The organism is Neobacillus sp. Soil_C_43 (assembly GCF_057656715.1).
On sequence record NZ_JBDGJV010000034.1, the window covers coordinates 1 to 20,029 of the forward strand.

Here is a 20,029-nt window from a genome sequence, read left to right on the forward strand (position 1 = left end):
CTGTCGGTCCTGTTGGTCCTGTCGGTCCTGTCGGTCCTGTTGGTCCTGTCGGTCCTGTTGGTCCTGTTGGTCCTGTTGGTCCTGTCGGTCCTGTCGGTCCTGTCGGTCCTGTCGGTCCTGTTGGTCCTGTTGGTCCTGTCGGTCCTGTTGGTCCTGTCGGTCCTGTCGGTCCTGTTGGTCCTGTCGGTCCTGTTGGTCCTGTTGGTCCTGTTACGCCAGTTGCTCCAGTTACACCAGTTGCTCCTGCAGGCCCCGTCGGTCCTGTTGGCCCTGTTGGTCCTCTTTTACCTCTCTTCTTCTTGCAGCATCTTAAGCAATTAATATCGCCACAATTACAACTAGAACCACGATTACAATCACAATCATCATCAAATCCTCTGCATTTTCTGCACGTCAATAATATACACCTCACTTTCTTTTTCTATATCAAAATATTAATTTTCTCTTTAACGGCAACGGCATTTGCGTATTTTCTAAAAAATGGACTTCTAAACTATTATTTCGATCAACTTTTAGCAAACTGGGAATCTAGTTGTGATACAAATTTCGCCTTCACAATTATCACATTCACAGTTAGCAGCATTTCCATTCATCGCACCAGGTACTGCTTGACAAGTTACAGTGATTCTGTCAAATTTTGTGAAAGTAAATGTTACGCAGCTGTCTTGAAATACATTAATTGGCATACCAACTGGCGTATTTCCTAAAAAGAACTGAACAGTAACAAAGTCATTTCCTGGACCACAGTCAAAACTTATAAAGCCAGAGCCAAAGATTTGTTCAAATCCGCCTGTTTGAAAAACTGTTTGTGTTTGGCCTTCTGGTACAGACCACTCACAGCAAACACAATCTTTCACTAGCTGAATGTCGCATTTGCAATCATTTTTGCAATCATCTTTGCATTTGTTGTGGCGGAGACATTGAAAACAATCATCATGACAAACCTTCTTATGGCATTTATTACAGTCATGACAGTCATCGTGGCATTTTTTTCCACACCTACTCATTCATTTCAACTCCTTAATTATTTTGTTTACAGAATATATGTATTAAAAAGGGATAAGCTGTGAAACGGCCTTTGTCCATATTTTAAATTTTTGGCGGAACAAGCTTTTTAAATAGTAAAAAGCACACAAAAAAAGACCACCTCCTTTTTTAGGAAGTAGTCTTTCGTCGTTATTCTCCTACTATCTTCGCATTCTTCAACATTTCCTCCGTTAAGTTAATTCCTTCCTCCTGCGCAGCCTTTTTATTGATATACAGCTCTAGTTTTTCCGGGAAGCCGACAGGAATTTCGCTTGGCTTTTTCCCTTTGAGAATTTCCACTGCCATTTTACCAGTAGTGTAGCCCAGGTCGTGGTAGTCAAAGCCATAAGATGCGAATGTTCCACGTTTTACAGAATCACCTTCACCTACAAAGGTTGGAATATTATTCGCATTGGCAACAGTGATTACCGATTCAAGGGCAGCAACCACGGTGTTGTCCTTTGGAATATATAACACATCTGCACGCCCTACCATTGATTCGGCTGCTTGCTTTACTTCAGAACTTGCTGTAATGGTAGTTTCAACTGCTTCAAGCCCCGCTTCCTCTAATGCCTTCTTAGCATTCTTAACATTTACAACAGAGTTCGGTTCCCCGTTGTTATAGATGATGCCTACTTTCTTAGCTTTAGGAATAAACGTTTTAATCGCTTCAATCGTATTCTTGATTGCATCTGGATGCGTATCCGATGTGCCTGTCGCATTACCTCCTGGCTTATCTAGACTTTTGACAAGTTCCGCCCCAACGGGATCCGTAATGGCCGTAAATAAGATTGGAATATCCTTCGTCGACTTCACCACAGCTTGTGCGCTAGGAGTAGCGATAGCCAAGATCAGATCATCCTTATCTGTTACCAGTTTTTGAGCAATAGACATATTGTTGTTCATGTCCCCTTGGGCGTTTTGGTAATCAAGCTTCAAGTTCTTTCCTTCTACATAGCCGGCATCTTTGAGAGCGGCGATAAACCCTTCTCGTGCAGCATCAAGTGACGGGTGCTCGACAATTTGTGTAATACCTATTTTTACAACTTTCTCTTTTTTCTCTCCGCTTGCCTCCTTACTACCCGCTCCGCAGGCAGAAAGCAACAATAACATGGCAGATACTAATAGAACTAGACTCTTCTTCATCCCCTTTTTCCCCCTTAAAGAATTTCAACCATTTATGTACTCTCATGCTGCATTAATATTATTTGGATTTTAACACAGCAAAGCGTTGCGGCACAACAGTATTTTCTAAATATACAAATATATTAAAAAATTAACATTATTCTAAAAATCTTCCATTATTTTTGAAAGCGGCTTCATCTATAATGAAGCATGTATTTTTAGAAAAAGGAGGTTATGAAGGTTATTTGCTTCACAAAAGACAGTTGGAAAGGTGGTAATAATAGTTGAAGAGATTTAAAGAAAGTATTTTGATCTTCCTAGTACTTCTACTAGTATTTGGCCAAACAGGTGCGATCACCTATGCGGAAACGAAATCTACTGCACCAGCATCTCCAGTAAACTTACAGATACCAACACTTGCTTTTGACGAAGACAGCGTTACCCTTGTGTGGGAAAAACCAAAGGATTACAGCGATATCGTAGACTTCACTGTGTATATGAATGGCAAAAAAATAGGAAGTGCCCTAAAGGATAACAGTGGAACAGCAAAAACCTAAATTGATAATTTCTATAAAAATATCGATAAGGACAATTTCCATGTAGATATTCTTATTCATAACTTTACGGTTGAAAATCTTAAACCAAATAAGTCCTATGAATTTTATGTAACATCAGTCAATAAGGATGGCGTGGAATCAGCCCCGTCAAATAAAATTACCGGTAAAACAACTAGAGTTCCTGACGTATTTAATATCGTTGATTATGGTGCTACACCAGATGACGATAAAAAGGATACGGAAGCTATTCAGGCGGCAATCGACGCAGCGACACCGGGAGCAAAGGTGTTAGTTCCAGAAGGGAAATTTATCTCTGGGGGAATATGGCTTAAATCGGATATGACATTACAAGTCGATGGCTATTTACTCGGTTCCCCGGACCCTGAAGATTACAGCAGGAATTTCTGGGTTTACGATTACTCTACAGATGAGCGTTCTTACGCCCTAATCAATGCCCATACGTATAATTACGGCAGCCTTAAGAATATCCGCATAGTAGGGAAAGGAACGATTGATGGGAATGGATGGAAGACCGATACTACTAACCCGACAATAGATGAAGCCGGGAATGAGCTTCCACGCTTGCTCGCCGGGAGTAATTCAAAAGTAACAGGCAATGTAAAAGTGCAAAACGGAAAAATGAGTCCGTTAGACCTTTCTTCCTATGCTACGTACGGAATTTTAGCAGCCGCTCAAACGTATGCGGCTCAAGTAGATGGAATGAATGCCAAGTCGGCCTACTCTACACGTTCTAACTTGATTACTGTACGTGGTGTTGACGGTATGTATTACGAGGGCATTACCCAACTCAACCCTTCCTTCCATGGAATTGTAAACCTTCATAGTAAAAATATTGTGGTAAACGGGACGACAGCCAAGACCTACGATGCGAATAATGCAGACGGGTTTGAGTTTGGTGACTCTCAAAACATCATGGTTTTCAATAACTTTGTTGACACGGGTGATGATGCCATTAACTTTGCGGCAGGCATGGGACAGGCGGCAGCAGAGGAAGAACCAACCGGAGAAGCCTGGATCTTCAATAACTATATTCGCGAAGGTCACGGTGGAGTTGTAACAGGCAGTCATACCGGTGGCTGGATTCAAGACTTTTTAATAGAAGATAACATTATGTATAAAACCGATGTCGGCCTACGTGCCAAAACGAACACACCAATGGGCGGCGGAGCGAGAGATATTCTATTTAGAGACAATGCTCTAGAAGGCATTGATGGGGACGGTCCTTTTGTCTTCACCTCTTCTTATGAAGACGCCAATGCAACAATTCTTTATGAGCCAGCACAGAAAATTTCTCAATTCAGGGATATTACGGTTGAGAATACGACGGTTCGCAATCAAGGTGGCAGTAAGAAACAATCTATCCTTGTGAATGGGCTATACCGTATATAAAGATGGAGAAAAGGTTGGTACTGACTATACGACAACGAAGCAAACCAGCTTTATTGTGACGGGATTGACTCCAGCTAAGGAGTACAGTTTTAAGGTAGAAGCAGCGGATGCAACTGGAAACCGGACTTCTGATGGTCCGGAAATCCGAGTAGCAACTGCTGGAGTAGCTGATAAAACTAACCCAGTGCTTCCAGATAATACTCAGATCAAAGAACCAACAGCTGAGATTCCTGAAAGTGATACGTTTAGCGGCAAAGAAGTAGAAGTGGTATACCCTGGTTTTACTTGGGCATCCATTGAATGGGATGCTGCAAGTGATGACACGGGGATTGCCGGCTATAATGTGTATACAAATGGAGAACTCCATGGGTTTGCGACATCGAACAAGAATACACTTTTGAATCTTCAACCTGGTACAAAGTACGCTGTTACGGTGGAAGCAGTCGATTTAGCCGGTAATACGACACCTTATAACAGTTCACTTCAAGTAGGAACCGCTGTTCCATATGCAATTGGAGCTCCATCCTTTGATGGCGGCTTAAAGGCTGCAATTGGGAAGGACGGAAAAAGCGTGTCCCTCTCTTGGAATGCGGCAACAGCCATCAACCAAGAAGTGATTGGATACCGCGTCTATGTAAATGGCCAACCAATTATGCCTGAAGGAGCATCGTTTACACCAATTAATGCAGAAATGACAACAGCAGACACCCATTATACGGTAACAGGGCTCAAACAAGGGCAAACCTATACATTTAAAGTAGAAGCCGTTGGACGTGGAATGAAATATTCTAAAAGAGAACGCCTCTCGGATGTGGAACCAAATGGTTTGGTACCAGTTGCAGGATACCGCTGGAGTGGGTTTGGACCAAGCGAAACTGTTCATCTCATTCCTGGGAAAGCAATAAGTGAAGAAGCCAAATCGAAATAATCGTTGTGCCATCTCTAAAGAAGTAAAAAAAGAAGACTACTTCCTAATTAGGAAGTAGTCTTCTTTTTTAGAGTTTTTCAGGTGATGAGTTATTTATTATCATAACGTACTAAGCCGTAGTTCATAAAAATACTGCACAATGGGATGCTTTAACTTCATCTTCTCGTTCATTTTTAAAATTCGTTTTTTTCCTACCCGTCTGTCCACCAAAGCTAGAATATTCAATAGGATATCATTGCTCTCTATGCTTTCCTCTATAGAAGTGGATAAAAACTTATTAGCTGCATCGATAAAATTTGATTTACTTAATGATGACTGCGCTGCCATAAGCTCCTTTGCATATTCTGATAATTTTCTGCCCCTAGCAATTACTTTTAGACGATCCTCAGGAACTATCCCCTTGGTTTCTTTTCTTACGGCTTCAATTTCCTCATTGTTAATAGGAATTTGGATCTCAGAATCATTCTTAATTTCCAGCTCCGTCTGATACCATCTGATTAAGGTAGTTATGTCACTCATATTGAGTACATTCTTTTTATCTACTGCAATATAACAAATTCCTGCTTTATCAGGTAAATAACGGTAGCTTGTTGCACGGTATTCAACCCTTCCATATAATGCAGGACAGAGAAAACTCTCCAGATTTTGCTTCAATTTGTTCCAGGTCATGTAGTTCTCCTTGACTTTTATATTATATATATTTATTGAGGCAGCCGTTCTATTATCCATAATACAATAACCAACACATCGAACATACTAAATACAAGGTTTAAGTGTGACTTGAATTTCTAATGTATCGATAATAGTAAGCGAAAAAAATATCCAGACTGATGTAACAATAACTATAAGTAATAAGCTCATTCGGCTTAAGACAACAATATTATTTTAATAGATATATTGAGCATATCGCATCAATAATAATCATCCCTACCACAAATAAGAGGTGACCCATCAGGTTCACCTCCTATTTTCATATTACTCAATTCACCTGTACTACAGCATTATTCAAGATAACAAAACGGATTCGATTGGCTCACTAAATGGTAAAAAAGAGGCTTCCCACAAGTTTGCGCAACTCATGAGAAACCTCTAATTTTAGGAGAGAAATGTTAGCAGGATGTTAGCATTCCACTCCCCTCTTACTTAAAACCCTCTTATATCAAGGGGTTTGGGCGATGATTACATCATGCCGCCCATTCCGCCCATACCGCTCATGTCAGGCATGCCGCCTTGACCAGCTGGTTCTGGCTTGTCAGCAACAACTGCTTCAGTTGTTAAGAACATAGCAGCTACAGATGCAGCGTTTTGAAGAGCTGAACGTGTTACCTTAGTTGGGTCAACGATACCAGCTTGAATCATGTTTACCCATTCGCCGTTAGCAGCGTTGAAGCCTGTGCCAACTTCTTCACGCTTTAAGCGGTCAACGATAACAGATCCTTCAAGACCCGCGTTGTGAGCGATTGTGCGTACAGGCTCTTCCATCGCACGTAATACGATGTTGATACCAGTTTGAATGTCGCCTTCAGCTTGAATTTCAGCTACTTTGCTGTATACGTTTAGAAGGGCTACACCACCACCGGATACGATACCTTCTTCAACTGCAGCACGAGTTGAGTTCAAAGCGTCTTCGATACGAAGCTTGCGCTCTTTTAATTCTGTTTCAGTTGCAGCACCAACTTTGATGACTGCTACACCGCCAGCTAACTTAGCTAAGCGCTCTTGTAATTTTTCACGGTCAAATTCAGAAGTTGTTTCTTCTAATTGAACACGGATTTGGTTTACACGAGCTTCGATTGAAGCTGTTTCACCAGCACCTTCAACGATTGTAGTATTTTCTTTTGTTACAACCACTTTAGAAGCGCGTCCTAAAGATGCGATTGTAGCAGATTTAAGGTCACGGCCAAGCTCTTCAGTGATTACTTCACCGCCAGTTAATGCAGCGATATCTTCAAGCATAGCTTTACGACGGTCACCGAAGCCAGGAGCTTTAACAGCTACTGCATTGAACGTTCCGCGAAGCTTATTCACTACTAATGTAGATAATGCTTCACCTTCGATATCTTCAGCAACAAGTAATAATGGCTTACCTTGTTGTACCACTTGCTCTAGTACTGGAAGGATTTCTTGAATGCTAGAAATCTTCTTGTCAGTAATTAAGATATATGGATTTTCTAAAACAGCTTCCATTTTGTCCGTGTTTGTTACCATGTAAGCTGATACATATCCACGGTCAAATTGCATACCTTCAACAACGTCTAATTCAGTTGTGAAGCCTTTAGATTCTTCAATTGTGATTACGCCGTCGTTACCAACGCGCTCCATTGCTTCAGCAATCAATTGACCTACTTCTTCGTCAGCAGCAGAGATTGCAGCAACTTGTGCAATAGAAGCTTTGTTTTCGATTGGTTTGGAAATAGCTTTTAATTCTTCAACAGCAGTTACAACTGCTTTTTCGATCCCTTTACGGATACCCATTGGGTTCGCACCTGCAGTCACGTTCTTTAAGCCTTCGCGAATCATCGCTTGTGCAAGAACAGTTGCAGTTGTTGTACCGTCACCGGCAACATCGTTAGTTTTGCTAGCTACTTCAGCAACAAGCTTTGCACCCATGTTTTCGAATGCATCTTCTAATTCGATTTCTTTTGCAATTGTTACACCATCATTTGTGATAAGTGGTGAACCGAATTTTTTCTCAAGAACCACGTTGCGTCCTTTAGGTCCAAGAGTAACTTTAACAGCGTTTGCTAGGGCATCAACACCACGTAACATTGCGCGGCGTGCTTCTTCACTAAACATAATCTCTTTAGCCATTTTTCAAAAAACCTCCTCATAAGTTTTCAATTTTATATTTTTGTATGAACCTTACTCAACAATAGCAAGGATATCGCTTTCACGTAAAATTAAGTATTCAACACCCTGGTATTTCACTTCTGTACCAGCGTATTTTGAGAAGATAATGCGATTGCCTTCAGTAACATCAAGTGCTACACGCTCTCCGCTTTCAAGTACACGGCCAGTACCAACGGCAACAACTTTTCCTTCCTGAGGCTTTTCTTTCGCTGAATCTGGTAATACGATACCGCTTGCAGTTTTTTCTTCTGATTCAACAAGCTCAATGATAATGCGATCACCTAATGGTCTTAACAAATCAAACAACCTCCTCAAATATATATGTAATTCTGTCATTATTAGCACTCTCGATTAATGAGTGCTAACACAATTATTATAATAATGAATCTGACTTTTTTTTGCAAGTATGAAGCACAAAAATTTTTGGTAAAAAAATCATTTTTTACAACCTTATTAAGTATGCGAAGAGATGGACATTCTATACCTGACTTATTAAAATAGTTCATCTAAATTGAAACAAGGCTCATTTTAAGAGTAAAATAGAAAATAGCGTAATAAAGATAAGAATACAGTTTAATTAAATTATATAGATGTACGAAAAGGAGATTAGCATTTGAAAAAAGAATATTGGTGGATCATCATTGTATATATTGCTATGCAGCTTTCCAGTATCGTTGGACTACCGTTATTACTATTCGGTTTTAAATATGCAGGAATTAATCAAAAGCTCGCTGTTCCAATTTGGTTGATTGCCAGCTTTTCTATAGCCCTCATCATCATTCTTTTCCTCTTAAGGAAAGAATTTAACACAAAAAAACTTGAGGAAAGAAACAATTCTATCGGCCCGTCCATCGCCTGGGCGATCTTTGGCGTCTTTTTAGCGTTTTTTGCTCAATATATTGCGGCCATCATCGAAAGTCTTTTAGGAATTAAAATGGGCTCGGAGAACACGAAGGATATACTAACCATCATAGACACGTTACCGCTCGCCATCCTAGTGACAAGTATTTTCGGTCCGATCTTAGAAGAAATCGTATTTCGCAAAATTATTTTCGGTGCGCTATATAAGCGATTTAACTTTTTTATCTCGGCCATAGTCAGCTCAGTGGTGTTCGCCTTGGCACATATGGAGCCTGTTCATATTTTGCTTTATTCAGCTATGGGCTTAACCTTTGCCTTTTTGTATGTAATCACCAAGCGTATCTGGGTGCCGATTTTTGCCCATGTGACCATGAACACCATGGTTGTCTTAGTCCAGTCAATCTATAAAGACGATATTGAAAGAATGCAGCGCGAGGCTGAGGCGGTTCAAAACTTTATCGGAGGATTCTTATGAGACGTTCACCTTTGTTTTCCGGTTTGATTTATTTCTTTCTTGGAGGGTTGTTTACTTATTTCGCCATTGACGATGTTCAAAAAAACGGCTGGGGCTTCTTTAGCTATTTATTAGTCGTTCTCGCCACCTTCGACTTCGGATCAGGCCTAAAAATGATCACCTTTCATTTTAAATATAAAGATAAACTGAAAAAATAAGGCTTATAGTAGCTATAAATTAAACGTTTTAGCTACTATAAGCTCTTTTTTTCGTGTAATATTACACTCTCTTTGAAGAATTTATATTTTATCGGCGAATTTTTAACCTTTATCGGCGAATTTACGCATTTTATCAGCGAATCTTCAATTTTATCAGCGAATTCAAGCCATTTATCAGCGAATCACAAAAAAGGGTGTCAGGCACCATGTGAAATTTTCACAATGGCGCCTGACACCTTTTATTTTGAAGCCTCTCCCCGGTGAATGACCATTCGTTCTTTGCCTAAGATAAAGATAAACAAGAACGCCAGACCTGCTGGTACCAATGCCCATGTAAAAGTGTGGACGATCGAACTCGATAGAGCATCTGTAATTTTATCGAGAATCTGTGGAGGAATCATCTTTCGCCCTTCCTCTGACAATAACGTACGTGAATCCCCGAACGCTCCACCCTTCGGCATCGGTCCCATTCCAGCAAAGGCTTTTTCGAGAGCCTCTGTAAAATCATTTCGTTGAATCGTGCCAAAAATGGTAATCCCAATCGTCATGCCTAGGGAACGAATAAAGTTACTTGTTGAAGTCGCTGAGCCCCTCTGCTCCATGCCAAATGGATGAATCGCCGCCATACTCAACACCGAAAACGAGAAGCCCACTCCCAGTCCGATGACAATCATGTACACCGTTAATATCGCCCGGCTGGTTTCTGGAGTGATCGTACTTAACAGTAAAAATCCACCTATCAGAATAACTGCCGACAAAAACATGATATTACGGTAGCTCATTTTGGTCGTCAAAAACCCGCCTACTTGCGCAGTCACCACCGACCCAAGCATCATCGGTAATAAAATTAAACCAGAATTTGTTGCACTGCCTCCATACACCCCTTGGACAAAAATCGGTATGTATACCGTTCCCGCCATAAACGCTGCCCCATAAAACAAACCGACAATCGTACTTCCAGCAAACAACCGGTTTTTAAACATTGAAAATGAAATAATGGGATCCTTTGCTTTTGTCTCCGCAAATAAAAAGACTACCAACAAAATCGCAAATCCTGCAAATAGACTTAAAATAATCACTGAATCCCAATCATATTTCTGTCCACCTAGCTCTAGAGCGAACATTAAGCAGACGACTGCGCTGACTAATGTCACCGCTCCCCACCAGTCAATCGTTTGCTTTTGATGAATCGGTGACTCTTTGTAAGCTATCACGATAAAAATCAAGGACAAAATTCCAAGTGGCATATTAATATAGAAAATCCAATGCCAGCTGATATGATCCGTAATATACGCCCCTAACAACGGTCCAAAAATGCTCGATAGACCAAAGACGGCTCCAAACAATCCGCCCATCTTCCCGCGTTTTTCAGGTGGAAAGAGATCAAACATAATGGTAAAAGCTATCGGCACAAGTGCGCCGCCTCCAATTCCTTGGATTGCCCGGTAAATACTTAATTGTGTAATCGTTTCGGCTGTACCACATAAAGCGGATCCTGCCATAAACAAAATAAGCCCAAAAATAAAGAATCGCTTCCGTCCGTACATGTCAGACAATTTCCCAAAGATCGGCATCCCCGCCATCTCTGCTACCATATAGGCAGAAACAACCCAAACGAAGCTTTCCAGTCCGCCTAAGTCACCAACAATCGTCCCCATCGCGGTAACAACGATGGTATTATCCATTGATGCCATTAAAATACCTAATAATAGGCCTGCGACTACTAAACCTAATTTACTATCTTTTGCTGTCATCCCCTATCCCCCTCTAAACCTTCGTTTTTATTTTTATAGTGGCGCTAGGGTCATGGACCAAATCCTCTCGATACTCCACCAAACCGATGTCACATCCAGGACCGATTTTCACAATATTTCCTCGAACGATCGCTGCTTTTGTGTTTTCTAAGTACACCTCATCGCCTTCGATGACTTTCGCATCGAGAAAACCCGCCCTCTTTGAGAGTGGAATATTAGTGAATGGAATAAACCACGATCCTCTTTTCACCGAAATCTTCCCTCCGCCAATTTCCTCCGCTGTGCTCTCACCAAAGCTCAGGATAATTTTAACGGTGTCGGCAGATAGCAACCCCTTAATTTCAAAGCCTCCGCTCGAGTCAAATTTCTCATACGCGACATCACCTTTAACAGAGATACTTCCTTTAATAACGGCTGACTCACCCATCAATCGGTCATCCGCCTCTAACAAGCCAAAAATCTTCATTTTTTTCAAATGTGCCTTCCCGCCCACGGTCATTGTGCCCATAACGAGTGCTTCCTCTGCCTCCATCGATCCTTTGACCTCAGCCTCACCCAAGATTTTAGCCGAGCGTGTTTTCACATTTTCGCACGCCTCACTTGTTCCATATACATGAAATCTCGAACAGTCTACATTATTGACGATGGTTCCTTCTCCTCTTATGCTGATTTTTCTATATTGGCCGCCAGGATAACTCCCCGAACCATTTATGATCAGGTTACTGCTTTTCTCCATTTTCCTACCCCCCTATTACACTTTTATACTTTCTTTGACGACAGCATTTTTATGTTTTGAAAAATCTTCCCGGTACTCAACGACACCAATTTGGCAATTCAGGCCAATCTTCACCTGATTCCCACGTACAACCTTGGCAATGGTATTTTCTAGTTCAATTTTGTCTCCTTCAATGAATTCCACTTCGAGCTGAGTGGAAAACAACGGTTTAATGAGACTTTCGAAAAAGGAACCTCTATGTTTCACCGAAATGGTTTCACCGCCGATTTCTTTTGCCTTACATGGGCCATGAAGTTGTATCATAATTTGTTCGGCATTTAATAACCCGCCTATAGCAAATTGAGAATCTGCTTTAAAAATCTCTGCCTCACAATCTCCTTCTACCCTTAACACCCCATTAATTTTGATTTCCTCACTTTTGACTTTTCCACCAACAGATGCCTTGCCAGAAACCTTTAATTTTTTCACATATAGATTTTCGCCAATCTTTGCCGTTCCATCTATCGATAGGTGCTGAGATTCAATCGTTCCCTTGACCTTTGCTTTACCGTTTATTTTCGTCTGTTCACTTGTCACATTCCCATCCACAGTCCCGAAACCATTACTTTCAAACTCCACGCAATCAACATCACTGTTAACCGTTCCGAATCCATTTACAATGACCTGGCGAAACGTTCCGCCATTGGAAGCACCGAAACCATTGATGACTAAGTCTCCTCTTTCCTTCATATCCATGTATATTCTCCTTTATAATAATTTTGCTTTGATCTCTTCCATACACGACATCAGTGAGAGCTGCACAACCATTTTCGTCCCCAAATCCATATGCATGGCTTCAGCGTTAATGAGCAAGAGACACGATGACACCCCAAGCTTCCTTGTTATCACTAATTCACAGCTTTTTTGTTTGATTAAAGTGGCATGCTCTTTTAGCACCTGAAGCATCATCTTTCCTTCATCTTGATTAATCTCACCAGATTGAAGCAGCTTCTCAAGCACATATACCTCAAGCATTCTAGTAATCGTAAATGTATGGCTTCCTTTTTCATTCTCAAGGTAAAAACCCATGACAGCAGATGAAACAATGTTACGTTTTACTAACTCATCTTTTCCTAACTGCAAGTCAGAAATATTCGGTGAAAACATGTCTGCCAGTTCATCTAGTGATAAATTTTCTTTCATTGTTTGGATTTTATTGATTCTTCCTAAAATCTTCTCTTTTGGAAAAAAGGTCTCCTGTCCCGTAAATGTTGATTTACGTATAAACCAGTCTTCTGGAATAAGGTCCTTACGTTTCCATCTATATAACTGTCCATAGGAAATTCCCGCTAATTCTAATAGGTCTTTTTTTGAGATTAACTCCTCGCTCATGGTAAAAACCCCTTTCTGTTTATCAATGTAACATAACACTGTTACGCTTGTAAAGTTGTAACTTACATATTTTTGTAAATAAAAAAAACCTCCTACGATTGAATCATCGTAAAAGGCCTTACACTGTTCTATTCCTCTACATCCACTGTCGGATAGTGCTTTAAAAAGTAAACCAATGATTGCAGTTCCACTGCCAGGTCAATATGGTGAACCCGAATCGACCCTGGTACATTTAACCGAGCAGGCGTAAAGTTTAAAATCCCTTTAACTTCCGCTTTTACCAGTCGGTCCGTTATCATTTGCGCAACAGGAGCTGGCACCGTTAAAATAGCCACCTGAATATCACTATTTTCTAATACCTTCTCCAAATCATCCATATGATGAACTGGAACTTCGCGAATCGTTGTCCCCATTTTTTCCGGATCGACATCAAACGCGACCTCGATCTTCGTGTTGTTATTTTTTAAAAAGTTATAATTTAAAAAGGCAGTCCCCAAATTACCGACCCCAATTAACGCAACTTTTGTTAATTCATCCTGATCCAGCGTTTTCCGGAAAAAGGTTAACAAATAATTAACATTATAGCCATACCCCTTCTTACCTAATGCCCCAAAATAGGAAAAGTCACGGCGAATCGTTGCCGAGTCCACCTTTACCGCTTCACTTAACTCTGCAGATGAAACTCTTTGTTTGCCGGAAGTATGCAGGTTCTTTAAAAATCGATAATAGAGGGGCAGCCGTTTCGCTGTCGCCTGTGGTATTTTCATCGTTTCGTTACTCATATTCTCCCACACCCCATGAATGGTTTTTTAACTCTTATTTAACCTGTTCATTTCTTCTAAAATCACCGTTTTTACCGCCTGTTTTTTCCACTAAATAGGTTGGTCCAATAACCATCCCTTTATCAACTGCCTTACACATATCATAAACGGTTAAAGCACAAGCAGATGCAGCTGTGAGCGCTTCCATTTCCACACCTGTATTCCCCTTTGTTTTCACCGCTGCCTCAATATGTAATTGAAAGTTCCCTGTTTGATCCTCTTCCCATGCAAAAGAAATATTCACACCAGTCAGTGGAATGGGATGACACATAGGAATAATATCCCATGTTTTTTTAGCCGCCATTACGGCTGCAACTTGGGCAACAGCTAATACATCGCCCTTTTTCATCTCATGATTGGTTATTTTGTCAAAAATTTCTTTACTTACAGTTATGCTAGAATGAGCAAGAGCAGTACGTGCTGTCTCAGGCTTGTCGCTGACATCTACCATCTTTGCTCTACCTTCTTCATTAAAATGCGTAAATTCGGCCATATAAAAAATCCTCCTACCAAAAAATAATACACTATTTTTCCTTTTATGTGTGTGAAACTTTGAACGAATCACTAGATTTTTTATAAGAACAGCTCCTAGAAGAGTCCGAGTTATTGCTGTCATTCCGCTTATACGGTACACTAGTCCTAAGTAATAGAGGTGAATAAAATGATTTTATTGCAAGTGAATCAATTACAAAAATATTATGGTGCTGACCTTATTTTATCGAATATAAAGCTAGAATTACAAACGAGAGACCGTGTGGCCCTTGTTGGCCGTAATGGTGCCGGAAAATCGACCTTATTAAAGATTATTGCCGGACATTTGTCTCATGATGGCGGCGAAATCATCAAACCAAAAGAAGTAACCATCGGGTATCTAGCTCAGAACACAGGATTAGAATCCAAATTGACCATTTGGGACGAAATGTTAACCGTATTTGAACCACTTCAAATCATGGAAAAATCGCTCCGCAAACTGGAAAAACAAATGGCGGATCCTTCTGTGTTTGAAGACCCAGGCAAGTACGAACGGGTGCTAAAAGAATATGATACCCTCCAGGTTAAATTCAAGGAGCAGGGCGGATACCAGTTTGAAGCTGACATTCGTTCGGTTCTGCACGGTTTAAACTTCCAGGCTCATTCTCTCATGATTGCTAGTTTAAGCGGTGGTCAAAAAACCCGCCTTGCTTTGGGGAAATTACTGCTAACCAAACCTGATATTTTAATATTGGACGAGCCTACCAACCATCTGGATATTGATACCCTTTCATGGCTGGAGCAATATTTGCAGGGGTACGATGGCGCGATCTTAATCGTCTCTCATGACCGCTACTTCTTAGATAAAGTCGTGAATCAGGTCTATGAAGTATCCCGCAAGCAAATCCAACGGTTTCCGGGTAACTATAGTTCTTACCTTGAACAAAAAGCGGCCAATTATGAGCGCAATTTGAAGCTTTATGAAAAACAACAGCAAGAGGTCGCTAATTTGCAGGATTTTATCCAACGGAATCTAGCGAGAGCGTCCACCACTAAACAAGCGCAAAGCCGTCGGAAAAAGCTTGAGAAAATGGACTTAATGGACCGACCTCTTGGTGATGAAAAGTCTGCCACTTTCTCTTTTGAAATTGAAAGACAAACCGGGAATGATGTATTAACTGTCGATTCTCTTGCGGTAGGCTATGATGGAGAGAAGGTATCTGAGGCGATCTCGTTCCGGGCCTTTAAAGGAGAAAGCATTGCTCTTGTGGGTCCAAATGGAATTGGTAAGTCTACGCTTCTAAAAACGATTATTAAGAAGCTCCCTGCCCTTGCCGGAACCATCCATTATGGAACAAACCTTTCCATTGGTTATTACGACCAGGAACAGGCGGAATTGACCTCTAATAAGCGTGTATTAAATGAGCTTTGGGACGATTATCCGCTGAAAAATGAAAAAGAAATCCGAACCGTTCTTGGAAACTTCTTATTCTCTGGTGATGATGTGTTAAAAATAGTCTCCACCCTTAGCGGCGGGGAGAAAGCTCGGTTAGCACTTGCCAAGCTGATGCTAGAAAAGGCCAATGTTCTCATTCTTGACGAGCCTACGAACCACCTGGACCTTGATAGTAAGGAAGTCCTTGAGAATGCATTGATTGATTATCCTGGCACCATTTTGTTTGTATCTCATGACCGGTATTTTATTAACCGGATTGCCACTAAGGTATTGGAATTAATCCGACATGGCAGCATGGAGTATCTTGGGGATTATGATTATTATCTTGAAAAGAAGCTCGAACAGGAAGAATTGGCTGCATTAGCACTAGCAGCATCCACTAAAAAGGCTGCACAGGTTGAAGCTCTCGAGAAAAACTCATATCAACAGGATAAAGAAAGCAAAAAACTGGAGCGCCAGCGCAAAAGGAAGCTAGAAGAAATTGAGGGACGGATTGAAGAGCTTGAGGAACAAATTCAGGAGTGCGAACAGCAGTTATGCGACCCAGTAGTGTTTCAAAATCACGAAAAAGTGCTGGAGATTAACATAAAAAGCGAAAAAGCGAAGGCTGAGCTTGAGCAATTGATGGAAGAGTGGGCTGAGCTGGCTGATTAATAGGAAAAACCGGGCGGATGCGCCCGGTTTTTTACTATAGTTGTGTCTGTCTTTGTGCTGGGGGAATTTTTTCTACACACTTTTGTTGTTTTTCTACACAAATCACCGATATTTCTACACACTTTCCAATTATTTCTACACATTTTTCAATTTTTTCTACACACTTATCGCTTTTATCTACATACTTTCATCATTTATCTACAAATTTTAATAAAACCTCCCGTTTTCCACAGCCTTATCTACATTTCAAAGCTTACTATTTCAGTTACTCCACACACTTTTCCACATTATCCACAGTAAACACTGTTTTTATCCACATTATCCACAGTTTAACCTTTGGTTATCCACAAAACGCTAACTTATCAATCATTCAAAAAATTAATTATCCACAAAAAAACCGTTCCACCATGGAACGGTTACTCAATATTATGCATTTCAATATCCAATCCTGGATTCGCATTAAGCGCAAGACCTGCTCTGATTCCTTTTTCAAACATGATGCTTCCTGCTGCCGCAATCATTGCTGCATTATCAGTGCACAAGGATAATGGAGGAATCACTAATTCAATATCAGGTTGGATAGCGAACGCCTTTTCTAGTGCATGTCTTAGTCCTTTATTGGCTGCTACCCCACCCGCTACCAATACTTGCTTCACGCCATACTGGGCAACAGCCTTTTCTGTCTTTTTCACCAGCACTTCAATGACACTCGCTTGGAAGCTTGCCGCAAGATCTTCTGGAGCAATCGTTTCACCGCGCTGTTCCGCATTGTGAACCGTATTAATGACAGCGGACTTCAGGCCGCTAAAACTAAAATCAAACGACCCCTCTTCCAGCCATGCTCTAGGTAAATCAATCGTTGGACTTCCTTCCTGAGCTAAGCGATCAATATGTGGTCCGCCAGGATACGGCATATTTAACGTTCGTGCCACCTTATCATAGGCTTCTCCAGCCGCGTCATCTCTCGTTTCACCTATTACTTCAAAGTGACCGTGCTCTTTCATATAAACAAGCTCTGTATGGCCACCAGATACCACCAGAGACAACAAAGGAAATTTCATTTCTGTTACCAGCCGGTTTGCATAGATATGCCCGGCAATATGGTGGACTGGTACAAGCGGCTTATTATGGGCAAACGCCAAAGCCTTTGCGGCATTTACACCAATTAATAGCGCACCCACTAATCCGGGACCTTCTGTGACAGCAATGGCATCCAAGTCAGCAATTGTAAGGTTTGCCTGATTCAACGCTTCCTCCATCACGATGGTTATTTGCTCAACATGGTGACGGGAGGCAATTTCAGGTACTACTCCTCCAAACCGCTTGTGACTTTCTATTTGAGATGCCACGACATTGGCTGCAATCTCACGACCATTTTTAATGATCGCTACTGCCGTCTCATCACAGCTTGTTTCTATTGCTAAAATATACTGATCTTTTTTCATAAATTCACCCACATTACTAGTGCATCTTCTTGGTTATCTGAATAATAATTCTTTCGAATCCCGCCATTTTGAAATCCTAATTTCCGATAAAGGGATTGTGCGACATGATTCGTTACCCTTACTTCAAGTGTCATACTTCTAGCTCCTAACTCCCTAGCGACAGACATTAGCTTTGTCATTAATGCCTCCCCTAGCTTTTTTCCCCGATACCCAGGCATTATTGCCACGTTCGTCACGTGCGCTTCATCAATGACAACCCATGTTCCACAATAGCCAATGATTTGATTTTCTTCCTCAAGAACAATATAGACAGCGAATTTATTATTGTGTATTTCATTATAAAATGCTTCCCTGCTCCAGGGAGTAGTAAAAGACGCATGTTCTACCTCTAGTACTTGGTCAATATCTTCTTCCCTCATATATCGAAAAACATAAGAATCTACCATATTTCTCTTTCCCTATCCATTTTTTATTTTTCCTTTTGCTTCAAGCCACTTGGCTTCCGCTTCTACTAAACGTATATAATTTGGTACAAAAGAATGTAGGTCGTCTCCAGCTTGGTCTTTTCCTAATAAAGCTAGTTCAGCTGGACGTGGGTTATGTTCTGTCATACTTGCAAAAATGGCTTTAGGTCCCAAGACTTCTTCAATTTTAGCTTTATGAATCGGCAGGTCATTTCCTACAAATATGATTGGCTTGTCGATATCTAATAACCTATCCACCCAGTCATCTAGCATCACTAACTGATCCTGTTTCATCACTGTAAGCTTTCCGTCTACAAATTGATATAAGCCTGTATAGACTTGTCCTCTTCTAGCATCAAACAACGGAGATACCATTCCATCAAAGTATCGTCCAGTTCCTGCGGCTAAAATTTCTAAACTTGAAACACCCACAAGAGGGATATTAAGAGTCCATGCTAGTGTTTTTGCAATCGTAACACCGATTCTTACTCCTGTATAAGACCCAGGTCCTTTAGCAACCACAATCTTCGTTAAATCTGATGGTACCCGTTCACAATCACTCATTAAAGTTTCAATAGCCGGCATAATCCGAACAGAGTGATTCTTTTTTAAATTAGTAATGTATTCTCCCAATACTTGATTCTCTTCTAAAAGAGCTACTCCCAATGCATAGTTTGAAGTATCTATCGCCAATACTGTCATCTGAAAATCTCCTTACATAGTTGCTCATATCTATTGCCCTTTGGCACGAATACCATTTTCCTTTGATCTCCCTCTTCACGATAAAGGAAAATAGTTAATAGTTCTTGTGGAAGCTGCTCTTCAATTAAATGAGCCCATTCCACTACTGTTACGCCGTCCCCTTCAAAGTATTCATCAAAACCAAGGTCTTCAAAAGCATCCGCTACTCGATAGACATCCATATGGTACAAGGGCAACCTGCCCTTATATTCTTTAATAATTGTAAAAGTAGGGCTGTTAACGGTTTTCTTAACTTCCAACCCTTTAGCAAGACCTTTAGTAAAGGTCGTTTTTCCGGCTCCTAAATCACCCTCAAGGGCAATCACATCACCTGGCTGTAAAAGCTGAGCCAAGCGTTCGGCCAATGTTGAGGTTTCCTCAGAATTTGTAGTCTTCCATTCAAATTGGTTCATTCAATCACCTTTTACTTTCCTAGCAATCCTTTACTCTCATTTTACCTTATTTAAGTGCAAAAAAAACCTTAGGATATCTCCTAAGGATGCTTTTCCATATGTAGTGTACATAATTATAACCCTAATGTGCAAAAAAACCTAATAGATGAAATAAAAAAAAGCCGAAACTTGGTTTCGCACTTGATTTTAGCATATATATGGCGGTCCGGACGGGACTCGAACCCGCGACCTCCTGCGTGACAGGCAGGCATTCTAACCAACTGAACTACCGGAC

The 20,029-nt window shown here is 40.9% G+C and carries 22 protein-coding genes; 6 read left to right on the forward strand and 16 right to left on the reverse strand.

From position 1 onward, the window contains the following. From AC3A54_RS25210 to AC3A54_RS25220, 3 genes are all read right to left on the reverse strand, one after another. The coding region (locus AC3A54_RS25210) for a hypothetical protein (protein WP_487656636.1) at positions 1 to 397 on the reverse strand (397 nt) is incomplete at its 3' end. 115 nt (positions 398 to 512) lie between these two features. Continuing rightward, positions 513 to 1,007 carry an S-Ena type endospore appendage gene (locus tag AC3A54_RS25215; RefSeq protein WP_487656637.1) on the reverse strand — a complete coding sequence of 165 codons (495 nt, stop codon included), beginning with the start codon at positions 1,005 to 1,007 and terminating at the stop codon, positions 513 to 515. Between the two features lie 169 nt (positions 1,008 to 1,176). Beyond that, a complete protein-coding gene (locus AC3A54_RS25220) occupies positions 1,177 to 2,172 on the reverse strand; it encodes an ABC transporter substrate-binding protein (protein WP_487656638.1) in 996 nt (331 codons plus the stop codon). Positions 2,173 to 2,435: 263 nt separating this feature from the next. Here AC3A54_RS25220 and AC3A54_RS25225 point away from each other — a divergent pair, with 263 nt between their 5' ends. The 3 genes from AC3A54_RS25225 (at position 2,436) to AC3A54_RS25235 (ending at position 5,046) form a co-directional block, all read left to right on the forward strand. Further along, a complete protein-coding gene (locus AC3A54_RS25225) occupies positions 2,436 to 2,708 on the forward strand; it encodes a hypothetical protein (RefSeq protein ID WP_487656639.1) in 273 nt (90 codons plus the stop codon). A gap of 132 nt (positions 2,709 to 2,840) precedes the next feature. After that, positions 2,841 to 4,118: a glycoside hydrolase family 28 protein gene (locus tag AC3A54_RS25230; RefSeq protein ID WP_487656640.1), complete on the forward strand. Its 1,278-nt coding sequence runs from the start codon at positions 2,841 to 2,843 to the stop codon at positions 4,116 to 4,118. Further along, positions 4,099 to 5,046, forward strand: a complete 948-nt coding sequence (locus tag AC3A54_RS25235) for a fibronectin type III domain-containing protein (protein WP_487656641.1) — start codon at positions 4,099 to 4,101, stop codon at positions 5,044 to 5,046. Before AC3A54_RS25230 ends, AC3A54_RS25235 begins: the two co-directional genes overlap by 20 nt. 99 nt (positions 5,047 to 5,145) lie before the next feature. On the opposite strand, the gene AC3A54_RS25240 is transcribed toward AC3A54_RS25235, so the two are convergent. The 3 genes from AC3A54_RS25240 to groES all read right to left on the reverse strand — a co-directional run bounded on the left by AC3A54_RS25240 (position 5,146) and on the right by groES (position 8,193). Further along, entirely contained in the window at positions 5,146 to 5,715 is a 570-nt protein-coding gene (locus AC3A54_RS25240; protein ID WP_487656642.1) for an SF0329 family protein, read from the reverse strand. Positions 5,716 to 6,225: 510 nt separating this feature from the next. Next, the gene (gene groL / locus AC3A54_RS25245; RefSeq protein WP_308081448.1) at positions 6,226 to 7,857 is read right to left on the reverse strand and encodes a chaperonin GroEL; all 1,632 of its coding nucleotides are present in this window, start codon (positions 7,855 to 7,857) and stop codon (positions 6,226 to 6,228) included. Positions 7,858 to 7,908: 51 nt separating this feature from the next. Continuing rightward, a complete protein-coding gene (gene groES, locus AC3A54_RS25250) occupies positions 7,909 to 8,193 on the reverse strand; it encodes a co-chaperone GroES (protein ID WP_308084271.1) in 285 nt (94 codons plus the stop codon). 316 nt (positions 8,194 to 8,509) lie between these two features. Here groES and AC3A54_RS25255 point away from each other — a divergent pair, with 316 nt between their 5' ends. Both AC3A54_RS25255 and AC3A54_RS25260 read left to right on the forward strand, forming a co-directional pair. Continuing rightward, positions 8,510 to 9,232 carry a CPBP family intramembrane glutamic endopeptidase gene (locus tag AC3A54_RS25255; RefSeq protein ID WP_487656643.1) on the forward strand — a complete coding sequence of 241 codons (723 nt, stop codon included), beginning with the start codon at positions 8,510 to 8,512 and terminating at the stop codon, positions 9,230 to 9,232. Further along, complete coding sequence (locus AC3A54_RS25260) at positions 9,229 to 9,429, forward strand: YdiK family protein (RefSeq protein ID WP_335547054.1); 201 nt, start codon at positions 9,229 to 9,231, stop codon at positions 9,427 to 9,429. The genes AC3A54_RS25255 and AC3A54_RS25260 overlap by 4 nt, the downstream gene beginning before the upstream one ends. A gap of 239 nt (positions 9,430 to 9,668) precedes the next feature. On the opposite strand, the gene AC3A54_RS25265 is transcribed toward AC3A54_RS25260, so the two are convergent. The 6 genes from AC3A54_RS25265 to moaC form a co-directional block, all read right to left on the reverse strand. Beyond that, a complete protein-coding gene (locus AC3A54_RS25265) occupies positions 9,669 to 11,183 on the reverse strand; it encodes an MDR family MFS transporter (protein WP_487656644.1) in 1,515 nt (504 codons plus the stop codon). Positions 11,184 to 11,196: 13 nt separating this feature from the next. Beyond that, positions 11,197 to 11,919, reverse strand: coding sequence for a cytoplasmic protein (locus tag AC3A54_RS25270; protein WP_487656645.1), 723 nt, complete (start codon positions 11,917 to 11,919; stop codon positions 11,197 to 11,199). 15 nt (positions 11,920 to 11,934) lie between these two features. Further along, positions 11,935 to 12,654 carry a polymer-forming cytoskeletal protein gene (locus tag AC3A54_RS25275; RefSeq protein WP_487656646.1) on the reverse strand — a complete coding sequence of 240 codons (720 nt, stop codon included), beginning with the start codon at positions 12,652 to 12,654 and terminating at the stop codon, positions 11,935 to 11,937. A 12-nt stretch (positions 12,655 to 12,666) separates the two neighbouring features. Next, positions 12,667 to 13,290 carry a YhbD family protein gene (locus AC3A54_RS25280; RefSeq protein WP_487656647.1) on the reverse strand — a complete coding sequence of 208 codons (624 nt, stop codon included), beginning with the start codon at positions 13,288 to 13,290 and terminating at the stop codon, positions 12,667 to 12,669. Positions 13,291 to 13,418: 128 nt separating this feature from the next. Beyond that, entirely contained in the window at positions 13,419 to 14,072 is a 654-nt protein-coding gene (locus AC3A54_RS25285; protein WP_308081455.1) for a redox-sensing transcriptional repressor Rex, read from the reverse strand. A gap of 34 nt (positions 14,073 to 14,106) precedes the next feature. Beyond that, entirely contained in the window at positions 14,107 to 14,604 is a 498-nt protein-coding gene (gene moaC, locus AC3A54_RS25290; protein WP_487656648.1) for a cyclic pyranopterin monophosphate synthase MoaC, read from the reverse strand. 168 nt (positions 14,605 to 14,772) lie between these two features. Here moaC and AC3A54_RS25295 point away from each other — a divergent pair, with 168 nt between their 5' ends. Further along, entirely contained in the window at positions 14,773 to 16,692 is a 1,920-nt protein-coding gene (locus AC3A54_RS25295; protein ID WP_487656649.1) for an ABC-F family ATP-binding cassette domain-containing protein, read from the forward strand. A gap of 416 nt (positions 16,693 to 17,108) precedes the next feature. Here AC3A54_RS25295 and tsaD read toward each other — a convergent pair whose 3' ends face one another. Genes tsaD through tsaE form a run of 4 tightly spaced genes read right to left on the reverse strand, consistent with a single transcriptional unit; the run spans position 17,109 to position 19,755 of the window. Next, on the reverse strand, positions 17,109 to 18,137 hold the full coding sequence (gene tsaD / locus AC3A54_RS25300) for a tRNA (adenosine(37)-N6)-threonylcarbamoyltransferase complex transferase subunit TsaD (RefSeq protein WP_487656650.1): 1,029 nt from the start codon (positions 18,135 to 18,137) through the stop codon (positions 17,109 to 17,111). Next, complete coding sequence (gene rimI, locus AC3A54_RS25305; RefSeq protein ID WP_309856685.1) at positions 18,134 to 18,583, reverse strand: ribosomal protein S18-alanine N-acetyltransferase; 450 nt, start codon at positions 18,581 to 18,583, stop codon at positions 18,134 to 18,136. Before rimI ends, tsaD begins: the two co-directional genes overlap by 4 nt. 12 nt (positions 18,584 to 18,595) lie before the next feature. Beyond that, complete coding sequence (gene tsaB / locus AC3A54_RS25310) at positions 18,596 to 19,303, reverse strand: tRNA (adenosine(37)-N6)-threonylcarbamoyltransferase complex dimerization subunit type 1 TsaB (RefSeq protein ID WP_335547038.1); 708 nt, start codon at positions 19,301 to 19,303, stop codon at positions 18,596 to 18,598. Then, positions 19,300 to 19,755, reverse strand: coding sequence for a tRNA (adenosine(37)-N6)-threonylcarbamoyltransferase complex ATPase subunit type 1 TsaE (gene tsaE / locus AC3A54_RS25315; RefSeq protein WP_487656651.1), 456 nt, complete (start codon positions 19,753 to 19,755; stop codon positions 19,300 to 19,302). Before tsaE ends, tsaB begins: the two co-directional genes overlap by 4 nt. Positions 19,756 to 20,029 lie beyond the last annotated feature (274 nt).